The organism is Candidatus Diapherotrites archaeon (assembly GCA_030688545.1).
GTDB lineage: Archaea > Iainarchaeota > Iainarchaeia > Iainarchaeales > VGJJ01 > VGJJ01.
Window position 1 is genome coordinate 46,760 of sequence record JAUYHT010000008.1, and the last position, 20,956, is coordinate 67,715.

Annotated in this window: 28 protein-coding genes; 15 read left to right on the forward strand and 13 right to left on the reverse strand. The window is 51.4% G+C overall.

From position 1 onward, the window contains the following. Positions 1-117: 117 nt before the first annotated feature. Complete coding sequence (locus Q8P05_05655) at positions 118-1,143, reverse strand: hypothetical protein (protein ID MDP2666955.1); 1,026 nt, start codon at positions 1,141-1,143, stop codon at positions 118-120. Positions 1,144-1,196: 53 nt separating this feature from the next. Here Q8P05_05655 and Q8P05_05660 point away from each other — a divergent pair, with 53 nt between their 5' ends. Continuing rightward, positions 1,197-2,159, forward strand: coding sequence for a ribonuclease Z (locus tag Q8P05_05660; protein MDP2666956.1), 963 nt, complete (start codon positions 1,197-1,199; stop codon positions 2,157-2,159). Positions 2,160-2,184: 25 nt separating this feature from the next. On the opposite strand, the gene Q8P05_05665 is transcribed toward Q8P05_05660, so the two are convergent. Beyond that, positions 2,185-2,931, reverse strand: a complete 747-nt coding sequence (locus Q8P05_05665) for an MBL fold metallo-hydrolase (protein MDP2666957.1) — start codon at positions 2,929-2,931, stop codon at positions 2,185-2,187. 106 nt (positions 2,932-3,037) lie between these two features. On the opposite strand from Q8P05_05665, the gene Q8P05_05670 reads away from it, so the two are divergent. Genes Q8P05_05670 through Q8P05_05680 form a run of 3 tightly spaced genes read left to right on the forward strand, consistent with a single transcriptional unit; the run spans position 3,038 to position 5,106 of the window. After that, positions 3,038-3,994 (forward strand): hypothetical protein, encoded by a 957-nt coding sequence (locus Q8P05_05670; protein MDP2666958.1) that lies wholly within the window; start codon positions 3,038-3,040, stop codon positions 3,992-3,994. Continuing rightward, positions 3,994-4,485: a hypothetical protein gene (locus Q8P05_05675; GenBank protein MDP2666959.1), complete on the forward strand. Its 492-nt coding sequence runs from the start codon at positions 3,994-3,996 to the stop codon at positions 4,483-4,485. Before Q8P05_05670 ends, Q8P05_05675 begins: the two co-directional genes overlap by 1 nt. Positions 4,486-4,527: 42 nt before the next feature. Next, positions 4,528-5,106, forward strand: coding sequence for a hypothetical protein (locus Q8P05_05680; GenBank protein MDP2666960.1), 579 nt, complete (start codon positions 4,528-4,530; stop codon positions 5,104-5,106). 240 nt (positions 5,107-5,346) lie between these two features. On the opposite strand, the gene Q8P05_05685 is transcribed toward Q8P05_05680, so the two are convergent. Continuing rightward, on the reverse strand, positions 5,347-5,574 hold the full coding sequence (locus tag Q8P05_05685) for a hypothetical protein (protein ID MDP2666961.1): 228 nt from the start codon (positions 5,572-5,574) through the stop codon (positions 5,347-5,349). A gap of 51 nt (positions 5,575-5,625) precedes the next feature. Between Q8P05_05685 and Q8P05_05690 the strand changes: the two genes are divergently transcribed. Next, positions 5,626-6,885, forward strand: a complete 1,260-nt coding sequence (locus Q8P05_05690) for a cation:proton antiporter (protein ID MDP2666962.1) — start codon at positions 5,626-5,628, stop codon at positions 6,883-6,885. Here the strand turns inward: Q8P05_05690 and Q8P05_05695 are convergent. After that, a complete protein-coding gene (locus Q8P05_05695) occupies positions 6,882-7,289 on the reverse strand; it encodes a hypothetical protein (protein MDP2666963.1) in 408 nt (135 codons plus the stop codon). The genes Q8P05_05690 and Q8P05_05695 overlap by 4 nt on opposite strands. A gap of 54 nt (positions 7,290-7,343) precedes the next feature. Between Q8P05_05695 and Q8P05_05700 the strand changes: the two genes are divergently transcribed. Beyond that, entirely contained in the window at positions 7,344-8,198 is an 855-nt protein-coding gene (locus tag Q8P05_05700; protein ID MDP2666964.1) for a 50S ribosomal protein L11 methyltransferase, read from the forward strand. Positions 8,199-8,200: 2 nt separating this feature from the next. Beyond that, positions 8,201-8,800, forward strand: coding sequence for a hypothetical protein (locus Q8P05_05705; GenBank protein ID MDP2666965.1), 600 nt, complete (start codon positions 8,201-8,203; stop codon positions 8,798-8,800). On the opposite strand, the gene Q8P05_05710 is transcribed toward Q8P05_05705, so the two are convergent. Together Q8P05_05710 and Q8P05_05715 are read right to left on the reverse strand one after the other, a co-directional pair. Then, entirely contained in the window at positions 8,797-9,375 is a 579-nt protein-coding gene (locus tag Q8P05_05710; protein MDP2666966.1) for an HD domain-containing protein, read from the reverse strand. The genes Q8P05_05705 and Q8P05_05710 overlap by 4 nt on opposite strands. Before the next feature lie 29 nt (positions 9,376-9,404). Further along, complete coding sequence (locus Q8P05_05715; GenBank protein ID MDP2666967.1) at positions 9,405-10,463, reverse strand: hypothetical protein; 1,059 nt, start codon at positions 10,461-10,463, stop codon at positions 9,405-9,407. A gap of 52 nt (positions 10,464-10,515) precedes the next feature. On the opposite strand from Q8P05_05715, the gene Q8P05_05720 reads away from it, so the two are divergent. Next, positions 10,516-11,031, forward strand: a complete 516-nt coding sequence (locus Q8P05_05720) for a hypothetical protein (GenBank protein ID MDP2666968.1) — start codon at positions 10,516-10,518, stop codon at positions 11,029-11,031. Positions 11,032-11,380: 349 nt separating this feature from the next. Here the strand turns inward: Q8P05_05720 and Q8P05_05725 are convergent, their stop codons facing one another. Beyond that, entirely contained in the window at positions 11,381-12,784 is a 1,404-nt protein-coding gene (locus Q8P05_05725; GenBank protein ID MDP2666969.1) for a replication factor C large subunit, read from the reverse strand. A gap of 36 nt (positions 12,785-12,820) precedes the next feature. Between Q8P05_05725 and Q8P05_05730 the strand changes: the two genes are divergently transcribed. Continuing rightward, positions 12,821-13,231 carry a hypothetical protein gene (locus tag Q8P05_05730; GenBank protein MDP2666970.1) on the forward strand — a complete coding sequence of 137 codons (411 nt, stop codon included), beginning with the start codon at positions 12,821-12,823 and terminating at the stop codon, positions 13,229-13,231. Here Q8P05_05730 and Q8P05_05735 read toward each other — a convergent pair. From Q8P05_05735 to Q8P05_05745, 3 genes are read right to left on the reverse strand one after another with little or no spacing between them, the layout of a single operon-like run. Continuing rightward, the gene (locus Q8P05_05735) at positions 13,228-13,656 is read right to left on the reverse strand and encodes a hypothetical protein (protein MDP2666971.1); all 429 of its coding nucleotides are present in this window, start codon (positions 13,654-13,656) and stop codon (positions 13,228-13,230) included. The genes Q8P05_05730 and Q8P05_05735 overlap by 4 nt on opposite strands. Then, positions 13,634-13,903 (reverse strand): hypothetical protein, encoded by a 270-nt coding sequence (locus Q8P05_05740; GenBank protein ID MDP2666972.1) that lies wholly within the window; start codon positions 13,901-13,903, stop codon positions 13,634-13,636. Before Q8P05_05740 ends, Q8P05_05735 begins: the two co-directional genes overlap by 23 nt. Before the next feature lies 1 nt (position 13,904). Beyond that, positions 13,905-14,741 (reverse strand): hypothetical protein, encoded by an 837-nt coding sequence (locus Q8P05_05745; GenBank protein ID MDP2666973.1) that lies wholly within the window; start codon positions 14,739-14,741, stop codon positions 13,905-13,907. A 363-nt stretch (positions 14,742-15,104) separates the two neighbouring features. On the opposite strand from Q8P05_05745, the gene Q8P05_05750 reads away from it, so the two are divergent. Next, positions 15,105-16,886 (forward strand): hypothetical protein, encoded by a 1,782-nt coding sequence (locus tag Q8P05_05750; GenBank protein MDP2666974.1) that lies wholly within the window; start codon positions 15,105-15,107, stop codon positions 16,884-16,886. Positions 16,887-16,997: 111 nt separating this feature from the next. Here the strand turns inward: Q8P05_05750 and Q8P05_05755 are convergent, their stop codons facing one another. Next, positions 16,998-18,110: an AAA family ATPase gene (locus Q8P05_05755; protein ID MDP2666975.1), complete on the reverse strand. Its 1,113-nt coding sequence runs from the start codon at positions 18,108-18,110 to the stop codon at positions 16,998-17,000. Between the two features lie 168 nt (positions 18,111-18,278). Between Q8P05_05755 and Q8P05_05760 the strand changes: the two genes are divergently transcribed. From Q8P05_05760 to Q8P05_05780, 5 genes are all read left to right on the forward strand, one after another. Next, the gene (locus Q8P05_05760; protein ID MDP2666976.1) at positions 18,279-18,491 is read left to right on the forward strand and encodes a hypothetical protein; all 213 of its coding nucleotides are present in this window, start codon (positions 18,279-18,281) and stop codon (positions 18,489-18,491) included. Between the two features lie 101 nt (positions 18,492-18,592). Then, a complete protein-coding gene (locus tag Q8P05_05765) occupies positions 18,593-19,171 on the forward strand; it encodes a hypothetical protein (protein ID MDP2666977.1) in 579 nt (192 codons plus the stop codon). Position 19,172: 1 nt separating this feature from the next. Further along, positions 19,173-19,448: a hypothetical protein gene (locus Q8P05_05770; GenBank protein ID MDP2666978.1), complete on the forward strand. Its 276-nt coding sequence runs from the start codon at positions 19,173-19,175 to the stop codon at positions 19,446-19,448. Then, positions 19,429-19,893 (forward strand): hypothetical protein, encoded by a 465-nt coding sequence (locus Q8P05_05775; GenBank protein ID MDP2666979.1) that lies wholly within the window; start codon positions 19,429-19,431, stop codon positions 19,891-19,893. Before Q8P05_05770 ends, Q8P05_05775 begins: the two co-directional genes overlap by 20 nt. Further along, positions 19,886-20,194: a hypothetical protein gene (locus Q8P05_05780; GenBank protein MDP2666980.1), complete on the forward strand. Its 309-nt coding sequence runs from the start codon at positions 19,886-19,888 to the stop codon at positions 20,192-20,194. The genes Q8P05_05775 and Q8P05_05780 overlap by 8 nt, the downstream gene beginning before the upstream one ends. Here the strand turns inward: Q8P05_05780 and Q8P05_05785 are convergent. Together Q8P05_05785 and Q8P05_05790 are read right to left on the reverse strand one after the other, a co-directional pair. Beyond that, entirely contained in the window at positions 20,184-20,627 is a 444-nt protein-coding gene (locus tag Q8P05_05785; protein MDP2666981.1) for a hypothetical protein, read from the reverse strand. The genes Q8P05_05780 and Q8P05_05785 overlap by 11 nt on opposite strands. Next, entirely contained in the window at positions 20,593-20,799 is a 207-nt protein-coding gene (locus Q8P05_05790; protein MDP2666982.1) for a hypothetical protein, read from the reverse strand. The genes Q8P05_05785 and Q8P05_05790 overlap by 35 nt, the downstream gene beginning before the upstream one ends. Positions 20,800-20,956: the final 157 nt, after the last annotated feature.

Genomic DNA, 20,956 nt, shown 5'->3' on the forward strand with positions numbered 1-20,956 from the left:
GCACAATACTGGGCGAGATTTCAACAACCAGTTTTTTGCGAAAAGGGAAAGAGGAAATGGTCGCACCCTATTTTCAATAAAAGATTTGATTGGCCTTTTTTTATAATAAAAGTCGACTCATTTCTTTCGCCTTTTAATTTTGGCTCGGGACGCTTGCCATTTGGCGAAAGTCGAGTGTTTGCGCGCGAAATTCCAGAGTTGATCAGCGCTCGGGTTTGGAGGTAAACCCCGGAGGGTGAACAGGACTTTACTTATTTCTGCCGCCACCTTATTCTTGCTATTTTTCTTGATGATGTGTTGGCATTTTTTGAATACTTCCAGTAATTGCCCCTCATCCAATTGGTCAATCAATGCCCGCGAGATAGTGCTCGCGCGGATTACCACTTTATCGGTTACCCCTCCTACGCTATTTTGGACGATAATGCCACAAACAGGATTCATAGTTGAAATGGAGAGGAACGCCCGGATGAAATCAGCATCGGGAATAGAACCGGGTTTCTTACCCAAAGCTAATTTCCTGGTAATGATATTATAATGATTGAATAATTGAGGGGAAATGGTTCGAGTTGACGGAATACCCTTTTTACGGGATTGATGGGATAGAATTGAATGAGCGGTCCCATACCTCGCCAAAATGGAATCAGAAGGATTTTGATGATAATGACGAATACTCCTAAGAATCATGCGATGACGAAAAGCAGAAAATCTCCCCTCAAGGATTATCCAGGCCCGTAGTGTTTCAATGTTTGGATTCTCAAAAATTTTATGATATAGTAGAACGGCTGAATTATCAAGTTTAACTAATTGATTTAACTGTAAACGATTTTCGGGTGATATGGGGTGTTCTCCCCCAGTTACTACTTTGGCCGTCGCAAAAGCCTCTCGAATAAACTCCAATCCTGATCTTTGAAATTTACTCAATGGTGTACCCCTTATTCTGTTAAAATCAAAAAAATCTTGAACTAGAGGATATGAAATACCAGAGGCATCCTCTAACAGAACAACACTTTTACTGTTCAGAGTAGTTTCTGGGGGAAGATAATGCGCTCCTTCCGTGTGCGCCGTAAAATGGAATTGCACGCGTCTCTTGAGTGGAGCCTGTCTCCTGGGCGGAACCTTTTTCTTGGGCTTGGGGGCAGGCATGGGGAGGGGATGACGATCCAGGTTTATAAGCCATTTTGACCCGCGGGTATTCTATGACGATACGCCTGACCTTCCTGGGGACGTCTTGTTCCACTCCCGTGCCGCACCGGAATCTGAGTAGCTTGGCCTTGACCTACCGGGGGGAATGGTTTTTGTTCGACACCCCGGAAGGGGTTCAGCAGCAGCTCATGCGGGGGGGATTGAGTTATTTGAAATTAGGACATGTGTTCATCTCCCACTTCCATGGCGACCACACCTTGGGATTGCCGGGGCTGCTGGCCACGATGACTATTCATGAGCGCCAGGAAAAACTGCACATCTGGGGACCGCGGGGGATCCAGAAGAAGATTCAGGAAGCCGTGGCGCTGGGAAACTTTTTCCCGAGCTTTCCCATTGTGCCGCATGAAGTTCTGGAAGGAGAATTGGTTAGGGAGAAAGATTATACCATTTCGGCCGTGCGGTTGGACCATTCGTGCCCATGCTATGGGTTCCTGTTTGAAACCAAAGGAAAGGAAGGGGAATTCCAAAGAGCCAAAGCCCTGAAGCTGGGGATACCAGAAGGACCCTTGTGGGGGAAACTGCAGAAAGGGGAAAATGTGATGGTGGGGCGGAAGACCATTACTCCTAAAGAAGTGATGGACTATTCCAAAGGAATGCGGGGGGCCAAAGTGGGGTTCATCATGGACACATTCCCCCACCCCCATTATGTGCACGTGTTGAAGGAGTGGGGTGTGGATTACCTGGTGCACGAATCCTCATTTCTTGAAACAGAAAAGGAGCGCGCGGAGGAGGTGAGGCATTCTACGGCTCGGATGGCAGGCAGGGTTGCCAAGGAAACGGGGACCAAAAGACTGTTCCTCACCCACTTCTCCCCACGCTACCCGGACGAAAAAGAAATGGTGAAAGAGGCCACGAAAGTATTTCAGGATGTCACGGCGGCGCACGACCTCATGGAAGTGGAATTGGAGGATCGGTTTCCCGTGAAGGCGGTAAGGAAGCAGGGGAAGAAAAAATAGGCGGGAGGAATTTTAGGAAAAAATATCAGCGGGAAAACGAATAGTTTTCGGGCTTTCCAGAGAGAGGAGGGACGGTGCTCTCTGGAAGGAACTCAATGGCCTCATTGGGGTTCAGTATTACTGGTTTGGTCCGCAGGTTGCTCTTCTCAATCTTCTTGGCGAACTCCTCGGGAGAGGCCTGGATGAGGGAGAACGTGTTGTAGTGCATGGGAATGACCACTTCTGGTTTGAGCATCTTGGTGGCTTTTACCGCATCCACAATATCCATGGTAAGGTTGCCCCCGCCGATGGGAAGCAAGGCCACATGCGGATTCAATTCATCGGGGAACTCCTCCAGGAGCTCAGTATCCCCCGCATGATAAATGGCCACCCCATCTCCCGTCACCATATACGCCATGGGGTAGAAGGAGCGCGGGTAATGCGCCGTCTGTACATTGATTTGGATCCCCCGCAAGTGGAGTTTGGAGGCCACGGCCGCGGCCCGCTTGCATCGGGGGGGAATATCCAATTCGGATAACACGGAATCGTGAGCAACGACACAAGCACCATCGCGGTTGCAAAGGAACTCAATCGCCGCCTTATCGAAATGATCCTCTAATTCATTGGTGATGAGAATCAAGGATATGCGGGGGAGATTTTCTGGCTTCACCAGGGAAGGAAGAATCCTCTTGTAGGAATGGAAATTCTCACACCCGAAACCGGGGTCAATGAGCACATTCGCCTGGGAGAATTCCAACAAAAAACAGGAATGCCCGAGGTAGCGGATGTGCATATCATACCTCCAACGTCCCCCAAGTATAAAAATGACTTCCTCCGCTGTCGAAAGGTATAAACATCCAATTATGCCATCCATTACTTCACCCAGATGGTGAGACAGGATGGGCTTTTCAGCTAGCGACGAAAGGGTTGACCAAAAATGTATCGAGACCAAACCCAAAAAGCCTTTTTTTCAAAAGCTGAAGAAGAGATTAAAAGCCAGGTGCGTGCGTATTACTCCTATGCGTCACGCGTGGGGGTGGGGGGTGTTGTTCCTCCTGATAATGGGGGGAATGGTATTTGGACAAACCCCCAATCGCGTGCCTGAAGAACGAGTAGCGCTCCATACAATTGATGTCACCATCGACGAAGAGGGAAGGGCGGGGGTGCAGGAACAATATTTCTTCAGCTTCTTCGCGGGAGAAGACGATCAATTCGAAAGGGATTTCCAGGAAAACACTCCCTCCCTGTCGGCCTGGCGGGATGACTACGCATTCATCCATCCCCACATTGGAGTGGAGAGCGCCATTACCAATCTCGAATTCCTCCTCAACCAAACGACGACGGGACAACCCATTCTCACCCTGAAGTATGTTATCCCATCCGGGATCGTTCAGGAAGTCCGCACCGAGAACGTGGGACGATCCACGCTGTGGCGATTGTCTGATACGGCTCTGCTCTCTTTTATTTCGGGAGGAAGGATTGAAGTGGGTTCTCAAACCCTGATCAAGATCATCCTCCCCCGGGACGCGCTGGTGGACACCAAGAATCTTCCCCCGGGAGCAGGGGCCAACAATAATGTGATCACCCTCACCAATTTCCAGAGCAACTCCTTCACCCTCCAATACACCGTACTCGCCCCCATCGCGAGTCCGATTGATTCAGGGAAACTCGTCCGGGGATTTATAGATAGTCCATTTTTCCTGGCATTGCTGGTCATCCTATTGTTCGTGGTGGCGTATGTAGGGTTGAACCGGGAAACCATATTCTCCCAGGTGGAGAACTATGTGGTGGACCATACGGAGTTCAAGGGAAACCATTCCCCCGAGAAAGAATTGGACGCGGAGGAACTCCAGTGATGGCCGGGAAACCAAGCCCATTGTTTCTCACGGTGATAGGAAGCATTGGGACGGCTATCTTCTCTCCATTGACGGTGAGTGGGAATCCGGTTATTGTATTTGTACTTCCCCTCGCCATGGCGGGGGGATTATGGTTTGGAATTGAGGGGGGTTTTCTCATTGGATTGGGGATCTCTGTTCTGAGTGCCCTGCTCGTACAGTCCATCGACCTTTGGACGGGAATCATTTACGCCCTCGCGGCCGGGGCGGGGGTAAGTTTATTGAGGGTATTTCCAAAACCCACCTTCCTGCAGATACTTTTAGTGCTCGTGGGGGCGAGCCTCCTGTTTGAATTGCTATTCGACATCTCCATGGGAAAAAGTTTGGTACTGCACGATTCAACATTCTTGGGCACCTCCCCGGATGCGGGGTTGCGGGTGCTCGTGAATATTGGATTGCTGGGGATTGTGCTCGCGTATTGGGGGATTAAAGCAGAAGAAAAAAAGGCGTGATCCAGGAAAAGGGATTAAATACAGGCATTTACTATCATCCAAATGGATAGAGAAAATAAGTCGGGGGAAACGGAAAGAGGAATCGTGTTGCTCCAGCCGTCAGTCGAGAAAATAATCCGTTGGAACCCGAGAACGGGAGTTGAAAGGCGGTTATTTATCCTGGCTATAGGAACAGCGCGGGAAGGAAAACCGTTCTATTCCCATCCCGATTTGGGAAGCGTGATAAGCAACTTAAAATTGTCGCGCGGAACCCCCATTGGACACGTGGTGGTGGAGATAGTTCCCCGAAAAGGTGGGGAAAAAAAGATCAAGGTGAGCGAGGTCAAATTCCGAAACCCCACATTCGAATCGGCGCTCAAGCGGCGAGTGGGGGACACCCCCTTGCGTATTTATCTCACCCGGGCCACTCGAAGAAAGGCCTATGACATCGTTTCCGGGAAACGAATGAAACCACGAGGCATGCGAACTATCTGGAATAGGGTAATGGGCCAAGTGAAGAAGCCGACATCGAAAGGTGGGCCATATTGGCGCCGTCGTGCACGGGTCATCTGGAAACGGACGATTCCGCAACGCGTGTCTAATTTACCTAAAAAATTAGTCCGAAGAGGCCTCCCCAAATGACTTCCTCCCCGGCCTAAAGGCCGGGGTATCCACGTGGACAAGTGTTTCACTCGGCTCGCGTTATCGCTCGCCAAACATTGGGCGACGAATGTCGTCCTAAAAGGCGCGGTATCCACCTTTTTCGCCGGCCTTTTTTCTAAAAAGGCCGATTGAAACCAACACCCGCCTCGCGGAATTGTTTAGTTAAGAAAAAGTATATGATATAGAAACCAAAATATCATGGAACTAAATTGGAAAGGATCAGCGGAACCCGAAGTCCTCCAACGCGCCCCGCCAGAAAATGTCATAATGACCCCCGAGGACATCGGCCGTCTGGTGGGGGGTTAGGGCGGCCCAATAGAGCAGGAGGAGAATTCCTATTCCTAATGCGAGCCAGCGGCGGGGGGTATTTGGAAATAGAAGGTGGAGGGCAAAGTACCCCAACAGCAGCTCGAAGAGGAGGGAATAGCCTAAGAGACCGGCACTCATACATAATCTGGTCCGGGTGGTCATTAAAAACCCGATTCCTGAACTCCTGCCATGCTGGAACTGGTAATCAGTGTCATCGGGCTGACCATATTGCTTGGATTCTTCGGGAATGTGCTATTCCAACGCACCTCCATCCCCAACACATTATGGTTGCTGGTTTTCGGCATGGGGTTGGGGGCATTGGGATTCGTAGGGGCGGATTTCATCGCCTCCGCGGCCGGATTGATGGGGGCTATCGCCATCATCGGAATACTATCCGATGGGGGGCTGCATCTTGATTTGAAACATGTGGTGAAAGAAGGATTTTTGGGAAGCCTGCTCATGTTCACCGGGCTCCTGGGAACGACGGGAGGAATTGTTATTCTGTTAGGTGTATGGAACATCCCCCTGCCCATTGCCCTCTTCATCGCCATCGCCCTCGCGGGGACAAGTGCATCAGTGGTTATTCCCATTGTGCAATCCCTCTCGTTTGTCTCGGACAAACTGAAAACCATCCTCTCCATCGAGGCGATCTCGGACACCTTTTCCATTGTTGTGGCGCTATTCATGATCGATTTCCTTTTATCTCCCGGCACACCTTTGAGCGGAGCCGATGGGGTTGTGCGGGGGGTGGTATTGGAATTTCTCTCCGCGATATCCATAGGAATCATTTTCGGATTAGTATGGGGGCCATTCATTGGAAAACTCAAACGGTATGATTACTCGTACGCCGCGACCCTGGGCGCCCTGATATTGCTATATGCGTTTGCCGAATTATTCGGGAGCAGTGGAGCCATTGCCGTATTCACCGCAGGAATCATGCTGGCGAACGCGCACCTCATCTATCATGCACTCTTCCCCGAATTCACGTTCGGACGATTAGATGAGGATGTGAGCAAAACACACTCTCTATTCGCCTTCCTCATCCGCGTGTTCTTTTTTGTTTTCTTGGGGATGGTGGTGGGGATACCGGAGATTGATTATCTGATCATCGGCGCCGCCACCACCGCAATCATCGTGGGGACACGGTTCATTTACATCAACTTATTCATTAGACTCAAACTCCTTCATTTCCATGGGAATGAAAAGATGCTGACCTATTTCATGATTCCACGTGGACTATCTGCAGCGGTATTGGCGGTATTCGCATTAGCAAGTGGAGTGGCCTATGGGGAGGCCATCGTACAAATCATCTTTTCAGTGATCATCTTCACTATTCTTCTAACGACCCTCGCCACCTTTTCCCTTCGTGACAGGGGGACGAAAACGAATCCGGAGATGCTCCAGCCCATGAAACCACTGGCGGCAGGGACCGCGCCCACATTCGATTAATGTTTGGAAAAGCGGCGGGGGCGGCGGATACCTTTCTGCAGGATGCCCTGAAAGGGAATCTTTTTCCATTTCAATAGGTTCTGGAGGGAATAATCATCCGTGTACACCATCACTTTTTCTCCCCGCTCCTGAAACTCCCACGCCAAACCAATCACATGCTCATCCGCCTCCGAGAGACGAGAATCTCCAATCTCGCTGGCCCACCGTCTTACCTGTTGAAGGGTCGCGGGACAGGGGTCCCGGATGACCAAGGGAAAGTGGTGCAGGGCATTCTCGAGACGCATCCGGGGCTCCATCCCCTTGATCTCCGCTTCGCAGGGGGAAGGGAGAAAATAGTGGCTTCTTTTGGAGAAAGGAAAGCCCTCCGCGTTCATGAAGGCCGCGCTGTCCAAAACCGCTTTCATGTCATTAGAATGACGATGGTCTTCAAAAAGGAGAGGGGGGCCTAACCCATAGGTATGGGATTCAAGCAGAAGCTGGGAGAATTACTCGTGCATGCCCTCACGGAAGAGGAACGAATGATATTGCCGGCATCCTACCAAAAATTGGGACATGTAGGGATTATCCGGTTACCCGCGGGATTAATGGAGAAGAAAAGGATCATCGGGGAAGGCGTGTTGAATGCTATTCCGGGTATTCGCACGTGCTGCCTGAACCGGGGTCCCGTTCAGGGGGAATTCAGGCAACCGGATATGGAATATCTGGCGGGGGAGCATCACTTTGAGGTAGTACACAAAGAACATGATTGCATCTTCCGGTTTGATATCACCAAACTCATGTGGAGCATGGGAAACATGAATGAACGGAAACGTTTGTATCAAGCGGTGAAACCGGGAGAGGTGGTGGTGGACTTTTTCGCGGGAATGGGATATTGGAGTATTCCCATCGCCAAGCACGCGCACCCCGGACACGTGTATGCCATCGACGCCAACCCGTACGCCATCGAAGCCCTGCGGGAGAATAGACATGCTAACAAGATACCTGAATCCATTATGACGATATTACCAGGTAAATGCGAGGAAGTGGCCCCCCGATTGGGGAGGATTGCGGATCGGGTCATTCTGGGTTACTTGCCGGCGCCCCGGTTCGCGCTGTACCCGGCGTTCCACTGCCTAAAAGAAAAAGGGGGGATAATCCATTACGAGGGGGTATGTGGGTTGGATGCGTATGAGGGCCTTTTCCAAGAAGTGCGGGACATTGGAATGAGCGTGGGATTTGAGGTAGCATTGAAACACGCCCAACCCGTGAAGAGTATGAGTGCGGGGAAATGGCATTATGTGCTGGACTGCCAGGTTTCTCGGCTTGGGGAATGAATATGAATGACACACTCCCCACGCGATTCGAGATGGCCAAAAGGCACCATTTGCATACCCTGGAGAAGGCCATCGCGGAAGGAAAAATTGACAATCGGATGATCCCTTTTTCCAAGATGATGGCCGGGAACAAGGATTATTTCACCACCTCCACGTGCTCGGGGAGGATCACGTTAATGGATTTGGATACGGAAGAGCGCAAGCGGGAGGGCGCCTTCTACCGGAAATGGCATTCGACTGTCAAACCCCACGAGGTTTGGGAGGCGATTGAGGCCTATGAAGGGGAAAAGAATCTCTGGCTCAAGCAGGATGGGTTTGTCATGGTCATCGGGACGCATTCATTGGAGAAGGCCAAAAAAATTTTCAAGGTTTGCCAAGAGGCTGGAATCAAACGGTTCGGAATCCATCATATCGAGGAAGGAAAAATCCTCATGGAAGTGTATGGCACCACTCAAATGAGTATGCCAATAGTGATTGATGGAAAAAAGGATGTGGATAAAAACTACGTGTCGAAAGTCGTTGCTCTTGCTAACATTAAATGGAAACGGAATGAACAAAGGCGAAAACATTTCGAGAAGACATTACGAAAATATTTAAGTTAAACATCATATTTATGACGCAAAAAGGTCAATCGCATATTTAGATCTGAAAATAACTGAGGATTTGCTTTTTCCATTTTGGTCCCATATTTTTTTACTAAATCAATACTTTTTTGGATCTGCTTCTTTACCCACATCGGATCATTCCCTTCTAGAGTAAAAAGATTGTGAAGACGATCCGCCATCTTTACTGTCATACCTTCTTTCGTGCGCAAATTAAAGCTTCCATTTTCATCTTTTGAAACTTCCTTAACAATCGCCATCACTCTTGGGCCAAAAAGTCTTCGTACTTCGGCGTAAGAAGTATGTTTATCCTCCACGGTATCATGTAATAGCCCCGCTATCAAAATTTCTTTATTAGTAACGCCAGCTGCTTTCAAATTTGCCAACACGGCAAAGGGGTGCCATGCGTAGGGGGTACCATCCTTCCTTTTTTGTTGACGATGCCATTCTACACACTTCTGCATCGCTTTATTCAATCGACGAGAATGAGCACCAAAAACTGCATCAGCCAAACGAGATGAAAATGGGGGCTTTCCCACACTTGGAAGGGAAGAGGATCGTCTAATCGAAACCATGAGAAAACCAAAACATTGAATAATTTAAACTATTCCACCACGACAATATTTGGTGCATCCCGCGACAGACGCCACGCGAGCTCGGTGCAATACGCGCCCACATTCTCCACAACGATACGATCGCCTGGCGCGAGGGAAGCGTGGATTTTTCCCAATTCATCACTGCCGAACATCAGGGGGCCAGCGAGGCGGACATTCTTTTTCGTCCCATGGGAGGGGGATAATGGTTTGAAAACATAGGGAGAGAAGGTAATCTTGGGGAGCACGTTAATGCCAGCATCCAGGAATACATAGGAGTGGTCATCCACTTCCTTGAGATGTTGAACCACTGTAATGAGTACCATGGCATCCTCCACCAGGAACCGACCGGGTTCGAGGATCAGGGTTTTTTGGGAAAGGAATTGGCCTAAATGTATTGAGAGAATGCGCGCATACTCATTCACGGAATGACCCCGTTGCTTTAACCCATGTGGGCCTGGGATGCCTCCACCCAAATCTATGGTTTCTATTTGGGGAAGATCGGGGAGCAAACCCGCCAAACGAGAAGCGAAACGTTCATAGTCCTGGATAGACACGTTTGTCCCCGGGTGGGAGTGGAGGAGAGTGATGGTTATTCCTCGGGAATGGCACTCCTGAATGAATGGTTTCACTTCGGCCGGGGAGAAACCAAATTTGGATGGGAATAGCCGGACCCGTATGCCTGCGTGGTGAGGGATGATTTCCTGGGATGCCATCATTTCCAATTGGGATGGGGAATCCAGGATGATGTGGGCGCCTTGAGCATTGGCTTCTGCCATTTCTTTTGGGGTGGCTGCGCAGGCATTAAACAATTTGAATGTTGAAAAGGGAGCAACGGCCTGCAATTCCCTTTCCGAAACGGTTTCCATCCCGCTACCCAAATCATTGAGCGTGGAAAGGATACGGGGGTGGGGATTGGTCTTCACGGAATAACAAATTTTAAAATTGGCGGCAAGCGGAGAGAAAGCGGTATGTAATTCCTGGTAGCGGGCTGCCACGATAGCGGGAAAGAGGAGGAAAAAGGGGGTATCTTTTTTTTCTCGCGCCACGCGCCACGAATGGGAACTCATACGATGCCCTCCAGGGTATACCCTTAAAGGAGAATGGGAGCCCCCTCTTTTCATGGTCCGGAAACTAAATGGGCAAAATCATGCGAATGGGAATGGAAATGCACGCGTAACCGATGGCCCTCACACGGGGGATTGGCTCTGCGTGCACCGTCGGCATGAAACCCCCGCCGTGGGACGGGCGATCCTGGATTTCTCCCGGGTGGCCAATCGCGAACACTTCATGGGGCGATTGCTCCCATTCCTTCGGTCCTATGGGGAAAGGGTATCCATCGGGAGAAACGAGACCATTACTCGGAAGGATTTGTTCGAATTGGAAAAATTGGTGATGCAGGATGATTATGGTCTGGAGAGCGCTATTCTACACGTGGCCCCACGCAACCCCTATCTCGCCGAAGTTCTGGGCGACCCTAAAGCCTATACCGAATTCGTGGAAAATCATGTGCAAGTGAAGAAATGGAAGGAATCCCTGCGCACCATGGGAAAGACGAAGAATGAATCGCTCCGGGCCGTGAGCATGCTGCTGTTCTTGCGAACGGCGCACAAGGGAAAAGCGAATGGGAAAAACTAAACAAATAATCCTCATAATTATTTTTCATCATTAGTAAATTATTTTGAAAGGCAAATATCAATTAAACATTTTCAAAACCTTTTTTCAAAAAAAAAGCCTTTTTGATCAAACTTTTTCCTAAAAAGTTTGATGATGAAACTTCATCGTAAACACTATTTTCCGCCAACGCTTTTTCCAGCGGAAAAAGGGTTGTTACGATGCCCGCAAAACATCGTTTTGCTTGGTTTCCCAAAAAGAAATCGCTTTTTTGATCGAACTTTTTTCCAAAAAGAAAAGATTCGTTTTTTGATCGAACTTTTTCCCAGGAGATAGGTTTTTGATCGAACTTTTTTCCAAAAAGTTCGTTTCATTAAAAGAAACGCAAAGAGGTCTGCTTCCGGATGTCTTCTTCAGTTGGGGAAGGGGGTTGGGGAGACAGATTGGTTTCGGTAGTGGGATTATCCGTGTCGTTTGGAACTGTTTTTCCTGTGCGACTTTTTTTGGTAGATCCTTTTGGGGAAGCGGCCTTGTCTGTCTCGAGCTGGGCGAATATCTTCTTTACTTTTGGATGAGAGGGGGAGGTGTCCAAAAGGTAGGCTACTTCGTCGGGTTCCAGTTGAAAATGATGCGTGAGGGGGATGGCATAGGAAGGATCGGCGAAGAGGATGCGCAAATAGGGAAGATCTTGCCCCCAGCGGCGGCGCGACCCATGGGTTTTCTCCCCCAATTTAGACAGGAGGGATTTCTTGGCTGATCCCTTCCCGGCCGATAACCGTTTGAGGATGGAGGGGAATTGATAGGAGATGAAACCATGCGCCCGATCGGGAGTCACTAATCCCACGGAGGAAGCAAGGTCGCCCGAATACTTGAGGAAACCATAATGCTGGCGCCGGAAGATGCGGCCATCGAACATGTCGGCTCGGGACAATTGAGAATAGGCGTTGGCGAGGGAGGTAGGGGATGGGAATTGACGGGGAATATTCTCATCCACCCACTTCTTGAGGAGATCATGGTCCACCTCACTCGTAAACCGGGCTTTGCGAATCTCTTTCAGGGAAGGATTAGTGAAGAGGGTGCGGATCACCGAGAAGATATTGTCCAACCGTTCTCTATAGCCACTGCTCTCCACGTCTTCTAACGTGATGAGGTTGTTCTTCTTGGACATCGCTTCAAGATCCAAGAGAGCGGCGCGCACGTCCCCTGAAGAACGCTTGGCTAGCGCATTGATGGAATGCGCATCATATTCGATGCCCTCCTTCTCGCATACCTCACGGAGGAATTTGGCTAACGTGGGGGAGGGGATACGCTTGCCCATGAGGATCTTGCAATAGGAGCGCAAGGTCACGAGGTTTTTGTTACCATAGATCTCATTGGCAGTGAAAAAAATGGGGTTGCGGGCCTGCTTGATGACGTTAGGAAGCGCCGCGGCCCCGCCGCGATCTCCCCGGGAATGGATGCCGTCAATTTCATCCATAAGGACAAGGCGCAACGCCCCGTCGAAACTGGCGTTCTGGGCGGACGCCCCGATGATTTTCTCCACCGATTCCTTGTCCCGCGCGCTGGAGGCATTGAATTCCACGAGGGAAAATCCCATCTCTTTGGCTAATGCATAGGCGGTGGCGGTCTTACCTATGCCGGGAGGACCCACCAGCAAAAGAGGCTTCTGGGGATTCCCCTGCTTCCAGGATTGGGCCCACAAACGAACTTCGGTAATAATATCGGGATTCCCTATGATCTGGGACAACGCCTCGGGCTGCCAGCGGTGGAGAAGCATGCCAACTTATAAGCCGACAAATGCTTAATAGCGCGTATGGCCGCGCGCGTAACTGAACGACGACGGACACTACCGGTGCCAACAAAACGGGCCCGTCGACCAATTGGAGGAACCCCTCACCCCTTTGGTTTGCGCCATCGGGGAAAAAGCGTTGTTATTGATCATTGGGTGAATAGGCCAGGTGGGGGTCGCCGAGTTCGTGTTAGTGAACGAATAGCCATTGAGGATGCGCGATCCACGAGAGATGGAAAAATGTTCATTATCATCAGCCGAACTAATTTGGCGACTCAAGAAAAAACATTTCATGAGGTCACGTCTGAGGAATATGAAAGAATGGCTAAAAGTGTAGAGAATTTTATGCTCAGGCGCCGGGGAAAAAGGGTAGGAGCACAGGCCGTTTTGGAACATGCCCTCCTTGCAATCGCGCACTCGGCTTTCGGCATCTAATTCTTAACTATTACATTTATGGGTTGGCGGTTGGGGTATAACCCGTCGAAGCCTTCGAGGGAGCAGCTGTCCAATGTGACTTGCGCCTGGGGAAGGGTGGTGATGAATATGGCTCCTCCATTGCCGCGAATAGTGGTGTTTTGACAATGGATGGTTGTTTGGGGACGTTTGAGATGGAAATAGCCTATTTCCTGGATCCCCGGGCATAGCGTGAGGCGGGAGTCATAGAGGTTGATTCCCTGGAAATTGGCGTAGGACTGGCAGTCTTTAGGGTATGAATTCGAAATCACCACTTGGCCCGTGATGCTGCGGTGCTGGACGAAAAGAAAAAAGGCCAAGAGGGCGAAGAAAAGGATGCCCACCATCAACCAATCGAAGGATTCATGGTTCATGAAAATATACTCATAGGAATTCCACATTCCCATCGGATTTCCCTTTCATGTTTTTCAGGCGATCCGCGAGCTCCTTGACGGACGCATCATTGTTTGGGGGGTTGGAAGGAGGGGTGGATGCGTTGGAAACTCCTGGACGAGAACGCTTGCGAACGGTGTTGATGGCATCCATGGGGCCTTCGGCCATCTTCCCAATGAAATGGCAGGAGAGGCATTCTTTTCCCGCGGCGACCTCGCGGAAGGCCATGCCCCCGCACTGGGGGCAATAGGTGAAGAGCATGCTATTCCTCCGCCCCCGGAAACATCTCCTGCTTGGTTTCATGGGAGAGTTTGGCCTCTTCTTTTTCCACGAGCCGGCGCATGAGATGGAGTTCCTTATCCTTATTCTGGAGACGCTGGAGGCAATAATAGTAGGCGTTGATGATTGCGTCGAAATCAAGGCGGCGTTTGAAACCCAAGCGGGCAATCTCCTCGAAATAGAGATTGGTCAACCGAACCGCCACCTCTTCCGCGGACAATGCGGATGAGGAAAAACCATCCCCTTTTTTTGTTTTTGGAATAAGGCGTTCTTCTTGTTCTAAAGTATTCACATCCTGCTTGAGATGCGAGACCTCACGCATAATGTCTTGGAGGGAGGACGCGACCTTCTGGTTGACACGCGGGCGCTTTGAGATTTTCTTTTGCGCGGCCACGCGGGGGGCAACCGTTTTGCGTGTTTTGGTACGCTTTCGCTTTTGGGGTGCGGGGCTCTTTCCCTCAAGAACGGGTTTGGTTTTAGCCCACGCCTTAGTCGCCTCCTCAAATGATTTCCCTTTTTGTATTTGCTGCCGGACGAAGAGGTTGTACATGGAGAGCTCGCGCGATGGGCGTTTTCCCTGGAGCTTCTTCAAGTCCGAATGGAGCTTGGCCAACTCATCCTGGATGGCCTTATTCTGGTTGGATAACCGTTTGGTGGATTTGGCCAGGGACTTTGAAAGGCCTTTCCTGACCCCCTTCATTTCCTTGGTGGCATTGCGGCGGGACGCGGTGACATTCTCCCCCACGCTCCTCAATTGCTTCCGGATCTGTTTTCCCGCGGGCCGCGGGGCCTTTTTCTTGGTTCGTTTTTTTGTGGCCATAACAACCCCCTCACGCGAAATTAGGGCCTCCCACACTTTTAAATGAACCCCTCGCGGGCGCAACGCATAAAGGGGAAAGATGGGTAGAAGCAGGATGGAACCAGCCTGCATGGTCTGCGGAACCGCGATGTTCGCCCACCAATGCAAACACATCTGCCCCAATTGCGGGGGCAAAATGGACTGCTCGGACTTGTTCTGACGGCCTGGAAAAGGAAAAATCAGGACAAATGGGCGCTACATTAAAAACCCAAAACGGGTCGTGGGAATATGCCTCCTCGACGTAGAAAAAGATTCTCTAGACGGCGTATCTCGGGACCGCGTAATATCAGAGATCCCCCGGGGCAAGGGTTTTTATTTCCTGAAATGAGAACCACCCCCACTCCTACTCCAACGGGTAAAAAGAGTCCACCGCGACGCCCGTATGAAGGGTTGGATGGGATTCCACGGCTTCCACAGCATAGAAGGGGTTATACGGCGCAGCAGGCCGCCGTCGATCCCCATCGGTATGTTACGCGCGAAGCCACCCAGAATCTTCGCACGACACCCAAGAAGCGGAAAGAAACTCCGGGAATGAAACTTCCTCCACGAGATATTGATTCGCTCCAACATAGTTTGCGCACCGTTCGCCGGTTGATGGAAGAACGGGAGAAAGAAATCAGGAGAGAAAAATTTGGCCCGACACCAGTGTATATCCATACGAAAAAAGATCCTATTTACCAACGATTGGCGGCGAAAGAAAAAACCATTTTCGATACGCTCATGGATATGCGAATGAGCCGGAATGTGCCACCCCCAAAAAGAGAAATTGAGCCAATCGCGGGCCTAGTGAAGAGAACACGTGATTCCTTTTTGCGGTATAAAAAATCCTGGCCCGAAATGAAGGATACCGAAAGGATTGTCGCGGTAGAGCGGGCCCAAAAGCGGATTAACCAACTGTATCAAAGCACCCCCACTCTTGTTCCGGGCGAATCAAAATCACGAAAATTGAAAATGAAAGAATTCCCCGATGCACGGATACGTTATATGCAAGGGCTGCTACGCGAATTCCGGAATGAAACGGAGGCGGCTGAAAATCGGTTGAAATTGTCTAAACAATTAAATCGACCGGTCAGCGAATGGGTCCAATTAGAAAAAAAGTTGATTGAATGGGAGAAGCAACAAAGTGTCGTGGTTGGCATCCTTTCTGCTTGGAAGCATGGGGGAGCGGTTCCTACTTTGATTCCTGAAGTCTATACCCCCCCTGAACTCAAGACAGCGCTGATAGGGGATGGGAGTGTGATGCCGGTGACGACCTATAGATCCTTATTGAAGGAACGGGCACGGCGGAAGGCATATCGAAAGAGGAAGGGGACCACCAGTCGGGGAAGGGACAAAAAAGAAAGAAGAAAAGCGAAGCGGAAGGAATTAGAGAGGCAATTGGCTCTTATTCGGTTAAGAGGGGGTAAGCCGCCCGAATGGTATAGCGGGAGAGGATCGGTGTTCTCACCCGCAGAAAGAAGAAGAGTTTCCACAAAGATTAGTGAGAGGAGAAGGGGTGAAGGAGTAAGGGCCTATGACACTCCCATCGGACCCCAACGGCCCAGAGAGGCTCGAGCAACCCAAACGATTCCAGAGAGGAAAGGACCACGCATTCCATTGCTGCCACCCATCCCTGTTGGAAGGAAAGGAAATCCGTCGGTCCCTTTTCCTGGGGGATCAGTAGTAGAAGGGCTTCGGAACAGGCCAACACCTGGATTCCCGCCCGGCCGAGCGGTGAGGGAGTTGGTTTTAGCTGAACATATTGCCAACCGTGATGCCACACATATCGCTAAATTAATCCAAGAGCGGGATCAAATCCAACGTGAACTCGAATCGACCATGGGGGAGATGAGCGAATTAGCCCAAAGACGAAGAATTGCAAGGGCGATCGAACGGGCACGACGCAAACGATTCGAAAAAAGAAAAAGAGAGAATACAGCGCAGGAAGCCTTCAGAGAAGCTAGGAGAAGAGAAGATGTAAATAGAGGAAGCAACAACGGCCCGCGGCGATTGCTCCCTAAAAATCCGAATTATCCAACCGAGGTCGCCGAGCCCGCGCGGCCGGAGAAGAAAAAACCGTGGTACCGGCGCGTCGCGAATTTTTTGGGGTGGATTAACGAGAAATGATCATCTCCTTTGGAAAGGATTGAAACCGGACGCGAGCAGGTTCCGGATGGGCGTGAATAAGGGTTGGGGGAGGTTTTCCCACGCGCACCAGCGCCACTCCGTGATGTTGGCTCATTTCATCACCGCTTCGGGGAAGTTGACGGTGATGCGCTTGGACCTTCCTCGACCGGAGGTATCCGTGTGAGTGGTGATGGCCTTCTTCTTCTCCAATTCCACGAGGATCTCACGCACGCGGCGATCGCTCAACCCAATGCCTTGGGAGGCGAGACGCACGTAAAGATCATTGGAGGGGACGTGACGCCCGCCCAGGGCGAAGAGGGATTTCAACACGTGCTTATGGGAATCCGTGAGAAAGGGAATGGCTTTCTGCACGGCACTCGTTTCGGTATCCTCAAAAGCGGCGCGCACGTGTCCCTCATCGATGACACAAGCATTGGCGCGCTCGGCCCGGCGCGCGGCCTTGCGCAATGTTTCGATGGCCACGCGGCAATCCCCACCCCGTTTGGCGGCGTGGGCGGCAATCAGACCGGCCATTTCGATAGGTAATGCTCCAGGGACAAGCGCTTTTTCGGCGCGCTCGCGGAGGATATCCTTCAATTGGATGGGGGAGTAGGGGGCGAATTCTATTTTTTCATGAGCAAACGAACTCCGCACCCGGGCATCGAGGCGCGCGGGGATGGAGGGATCATTGGAAATAAGGATTATGGGGATGCCGGGGATATTATGCTCGGGGATGCGGAGGAGATCATACAACAGTTCGTTCCCATCATTCGCCAATAGTTGATCAAACTCATCAAAGACCAATACGGGGATGAAGGGGGCAAATTTCAATCCCTCCAGAACCTTGGCATGCAACTCATTCGTGCTCATCCCCCGCGCGGGGACCGGACGCTCGACCTGGCGGGTGAGCTCGGCGAGAACAGCCTGACGGGAGTTGTAGCCGAAGCAATTGAAATAGATGGGCTTCACCCGGGAAGAGAATTCCTTGAGCTGGCCCATGACGAACGACAGGGTAACCGTTTTCCCGGTGCCGGGAGGACCCCAGACGAAAACATGGGCGGCTTTGCCCCCATCGGCCAATGGTTTGAGGGCGAAAACGAGGGCATTGACCTGCGTCTCCCGGTGGGGAAGAGCATCGGGGAGGTGCTGGGGGTCTAAAACGTGTTCATCCTTGAAGATGAGGTTCTCGCGCGACGCGCGGGCAAACACATTCTCGCGGGCCATATCCAAGAAGTGGCGCCATTGGTTATAATACACTCGTTTTTCACGGCGGTTGGGAGGGTGGGGGGAGAAGATGGCCGAATGGTGGGGGTTTTCTCGGCGGTCCACCCCCCTTCTTTTTGTTTAAATAGCGCCCCGCCGCAGACCCTGCAATCCCCATTGGAGGTTGATATGATGACCCTTGAAACCTGGATGCACCACCGCAAAAAAAGGCTGTTGACCGAGAAGAAGGAGGCGCTCTTCCAAGCGATGCGGAGCACCCCCGATTTTCATCGGAAACGGGCCGCGCTCTATGAAACGCTCACCCGCCTTGAACATTATAGGAGAGAGGAGCGGATGACGCCCCATGCCCTCGCCTCATTGGGCATTCCCTTCGCTATCTGAAATACTTTCCCCAACGGCTGGCTCACCCCCTTTTTGGGGGAGGAAAACCTCCCCCAAAAATTTTCCCTATCCTTTTAGGCTTACCGTGGCCCCCTCCCCGCATGGGCCGCGGGTTCATCTCCTTCCTCTTCCTCGTGCTGCTCCTCCCCCTCATGGTGGTGCAGACCACTCTGGCGCCACGCCCCACGCTTCCTTCGGGGAGCGAGGCCCTCTCATTGCTTACCGCCCGAACGGAACTGGAGAACACCACCCAGGCGATCATCCGGTTTCATTTACATGACGGGTTGCGGCACCAAATACCACCCCCGACGATCAGGACGCGGATTAATAGTGAACTATTCGCCTACTATCAACGCGCCTCCCTAAATGCACGGGCGCCCATGCAAATAGAATTCGGGTTTATGGCGTGGGACACGACGCACACGCTTGCTTTGCTCGACCGGAACCATATGCTTCCCTTGAGTGTGGAGGAAATAGACGCGCGGTCGCACGTGTTCGTACTGCCGCTCTCCGCGGATGAATGGTATGGAGAATACGCCTACACGGGAGGCCTGTTGGGGGGAGAAGCGGTCACTGGAAAAGTGAGAGGGGTGCGAAGCGCGACCCTTTTTGCATTGCCCCCAGGAAGCCGGGTGTGCAGCACTAGTTTTTTGGAAAACATCCCGTGCGGGGGGACATAAGATGCACGCCCTCGAATTCATTCTGGTGTGGACGGCCCTGCTGGCGGTACTCGGAATAATGGGGGGATCCCTTTCCACGCATGCGGAAGCAGGGGAACTAGCCCAAACAAAAATAAGTATTCAGGCGCAGGCATTGCGCTGCAGCACCTTATTGGATTCGCACACCGCCTCCTTCCTCCGAACACCCATGACGGGATGCACGCGGTTCCCATTTGCGCAGAGGGAATCCCTGGCTTGGTCAGCCTACCTGGGAGGGGATGCCAATCATTACGAATGAAAAAGGGATGATGACCACCCTCGAGGCCCTCACGGTGTTCGTGGTGTGGATGATAATATTAGTTCAGGTGTGGAGTGCGAGCGGGGAAGGGGTGAGTGGGTTTACTCAAGAATGGAAAGTCATGCGGGCGCGAGCGGCCACGCAGGCGCTGGGAGACTATTTGGTGCTCCAATCCCACCCTAACCCATGGAGGGGGTGCGCGCACTATTCATTGGCCGAGAAACGCGTGCGCGTGAATGAGATAAACGAGTCCTGTTTGAGACGACTGACAGGGGAAAATCCTCCTCCGGAAACCATTTACGTGGGGGTGTTGGATAATGGGATTAGGAAGACGTATTTCGAGCGACCGGTGAATGTGGGAGAAACGTGTTGGGGAGTGAGGCGGGGCATTATCGTCCATGAGACGGGAGAGTTTGGGGTGCTGGAAGTGACTAGTTGTGCGTAAAGGATTCCTCCTCTGGATGGAATTAGGATTGATGCTCCTGCTCCTGGCAGGATGGTATGGGGGGACGCTAAACCTTCCCTCTTCCCCTCGTATTGAGGCAGGGGAAACGGCCTGCCACGATCTAATACGCGTTTGGAGCGGGGGAAATGAAATAGGGCTTCGCGACGCCCAGATCCTGTTTCCTGGAAAAACGGTTCATATTTTTTCCTGGGACAAACCAAATCAATCATTCACCATTGCCTGCGAGGGAACCCGCTTCAATAGGGGGGAGTGGGAAGAGCTACATATTTTCATCGAATGAGAATGCCATCCACCTCGCGGAAGAAGAGGATGTCATCCCCTGGAGCAATAGAAAGATTTCCTTGAAGGGGGAGGGGGGAAGTAATGTGCCAGTGCTTGGGTTGGGAAAGATGGGGGGAGTGGAGGAGAAAATCCATTCCAGTGGCCTCGAATTGAATCTCCAATCCCTCAAAAGGGGGAACCCTGAAAAGGAATTGGGAACCCGGAGAGGCAAATGACAACGCGTCCAATTGTTCCTGCAGGGATTGGGTGCGAGCGGAGAGGTCGCGGGATTGCACCATTAGGGTGTGCGCGTCCACATTCACTAAGACGATGGGGAGGAACACCGCTAATGCGCCGGCCATGGCCGCCCAGAGGAGGAGGGCCTCCAGGGATATTTGGGCGGGGGAACCAAACCGTTCATTTGATCTTGTCGATCTGCTTGAAGATGTCATTCGTCTTATCCTCCAGTTTCTTCACGCCCGTGGCGCTGGAGGACTGGAGTTGAGTCACGAGGAGGAGGACCACGGCCACCACCGCGGCCATCACGATGATGAGCTCGATGGAGACTTGAGCGCGTTGCTGGGAAAAAAAGGAGGGTTGGGGAGGTTGAAGGGGGAAAGCCATGCCGGATAGATCCAGCAAAAAAGGTTTAAATCTAGGGAAAATTTTTGGGAATCCTGGGAAAAAGATTCTTTGGGAAAAGGGCATGAATGGGCGGACTCAGGAGATATTGTCGAGAGGGGGGAGGGGATTTAAAGAATCCTTATAATGGAAACGCCCC

What these genes read in the sequence shown, in the direction of transcription:
- Q8P05_05655 (MDP2666955.1), bottom strand. Translation starts at nt 1,143, where the DNA reads ATGCCTGCCCCCAAGCCCAAGAAAAAGGTTCCGCCCAGGAGACAGGCT.
- Q8P05_05660 (MDP2666956.1), top strand. Translation starts at nt 1,197, where the DNA reads ATGACGATACGCCTGACCTTCCTGGGGACGTCTTGTTCCACTCCCGTG.
- Q8P05_05665 (MDP2666957.1), bottom strand. Translation starts at nt 2,931, where the DNA reads ATGCACATCCGCTACCTCGGGCATTCCTGTTTTTTGTTGGAATTCTCC.
- Q8P05_05670 (MDP2666958.1), top strand. Translation starts at nt 3,038, where the DNA reads ATGGGCTTTTCAGCTAGCGACGAAAGGGTTGACCAAAAATGTATCGAG.
- Q8P05_05675 (MDP2666959.1), top strand. Translation starts at nt 3,994, where the DNA reads ATGGCCGGGAAACCAAGCCCATTGTTTCTCACGGTGATAGGAAGCATT.
- Q8P05_05680 (MDP2666960.1), top strand. Translation starts at nt 4,528, where the DNA reads ATGGATAGAGAAAATAAGTCGGGGGAAACGGAAAGAGGAATCGTGTTG.
- Q8P05_05685 (MDP2666961.1), bottom strand. Translation starts at nt 5,574, where the DNA reads ATGAGTGCCGGTCTCTTAGGCTATTCCCTCCTCTTCGAGCTGCTGTTG.
- Q8P05_05690 (MDP2666962.1), top strand. Translation starts at nt 5,626, where the DNA reads ATGCTGGAACTGGTAATCAGTGTCATCGGGCTGACCATATTGCTTGGA.
- Q8P05_05695 (MDP2666963.1), bottom strand. Translation starts at nt 7,289, where the DNA reads ATGAAAGCGGTTTTGGACAGCGCGGCCTTCATGAACGCGGAGGGCTTT.
- Q8P05_05700 (MDP2666964.1), top strand. Translation starts at nt 7,344, where the DNA reads ATGGGATTCAAGCAGAAGCTGGGAGAATTACTCGTGCATGCCCTCACG.
- Q8P05_05705 (MDP2666965.1), top strand. Translation starts at nt 8,201, where the DNA reads ATGAATGACACACTCCCCACGCGATTCGAGATGGCCAAAAGGCACCAT.
- Q8P05_05710 (MDP2666966.1), bottom strand. Translation starts at nt 9,375, where the DNA reads ATGGTTTCGATTAGACGATCCTCTTCCCTTCCAAGTGTGGGAAAGCCC.
- Q8P05_05715 (MDP2666967.1), bottom strand. Translation starts at nt 10,463, where the DNA reads ATGAGTTCCCATTCGTGGCGCGTGGCGCGAGAAAAAAAAGATACCCCC.
- Q8P05_05720 (MDP2666968.1), top strand. Translation starts at nt 10,516, where the DNA reads ATGGTCCGGAAACTAAATGGGCAAAATCATGCGAATGGGAATGGAAAT.
- Q8P05_05725 (MDP2666969.1), bottom strand. Translation starts at nt 12,784, where the DNA reads ATGCTTCTCCACCGCTGGCAGCCCGAGGCGTTGTCCCAGATCATAGGG.
- Q8P05_05730 (MDP2666970.1), top strand. Translation starts at nt 12,821, where the DNA reads ATGGCCGCGCGCGTAACTGAACGACGACGGACACTACCGGTGCCAACA.
- Q8P05_05735 (MDP2666971.1), bottom strand. Translation starts at nt 13,656, where the DNA reads ATGGGAATGTGGAATTCCTATGAGTATATTTTCATGAACCATGAATCC.
- Q8P05_05740 (MDP2666972.1), bottom strand. Translation starts at nt 13,903, where the DNA reads ATGCTCTTCACCTATTGCCCCCAGTGCGGGGGCATGGCCTTCCGCGAG.
- Q8P05_05745 (MDP2666973.1), bottom strand. Translation starts at nt 14,741, where the DNA reads ATGGCCACAAAAAAACGAACCAAGAAAAAGGCCCCGCGGCCCGCGGGA.
- Q8P05_05750 (MDP2666974.1), top strand. Translation starts at nt 15,105, where the DNA reads ATGAGAACCACCCCCACTCCTACTCCAACGGGTAAAAAGAGTCCACCG.
- Q8P05_05755 (MDP2666975.1), bottom strand. Translation starts at nt 18,110, where the DNA reads ATGGCCCGCGAGAATGTGTTTGCCCGCGCGTCGCGCGAGAACCTCATC.
- Q8P05_05760 (MDP2666976.1), top strand. Translation starts at nt 18,279, where the DNA reads ATGATGACCCTTGAAACCTGGATGCACCACCGCAAAAAAAGGCTGTTG.
- Q8P05_05765 (MDP2666977.1), top strand. Translation starts at nt 18,593, where the DNA reads ATGGGCCGCGGGTTCATCTCCTTCCTCTTCCTCGTGCTGCTCCTCCCC.
- Q8P05_05770 (MDP2666978.1), top strand. Translation starts at nt 19,173, where the DNA reads ATGCACGCCCTCGAATTCATTCTGGTGTGGACGGCCCTGCTGGCGGTA.
- Q8P05_05775 (MDP2666979.1), top strand. Translation starts at nt 19,429, where the DNA reads ATGCCAATCATTACGAATGAAAAAGGGATGATGACCACCCTCGAGGCC.
- Q8P05_05785 (MDP2666981.1), bottom strand. Translation starts at nt 20,627, where the DNA reads ATGACATCTTCAAGCAGATCGACAAGATCAAATGAACGGTTTGGTTCC.
- Q8P05_05790 (MDP2666982.1), bottom strand. Translation starts at nt 20,799, where the DNA reads ATGGCTTTCCCCCTTCAACCTCCCCAACCCTCCTTTTTTTCCCAGCAA.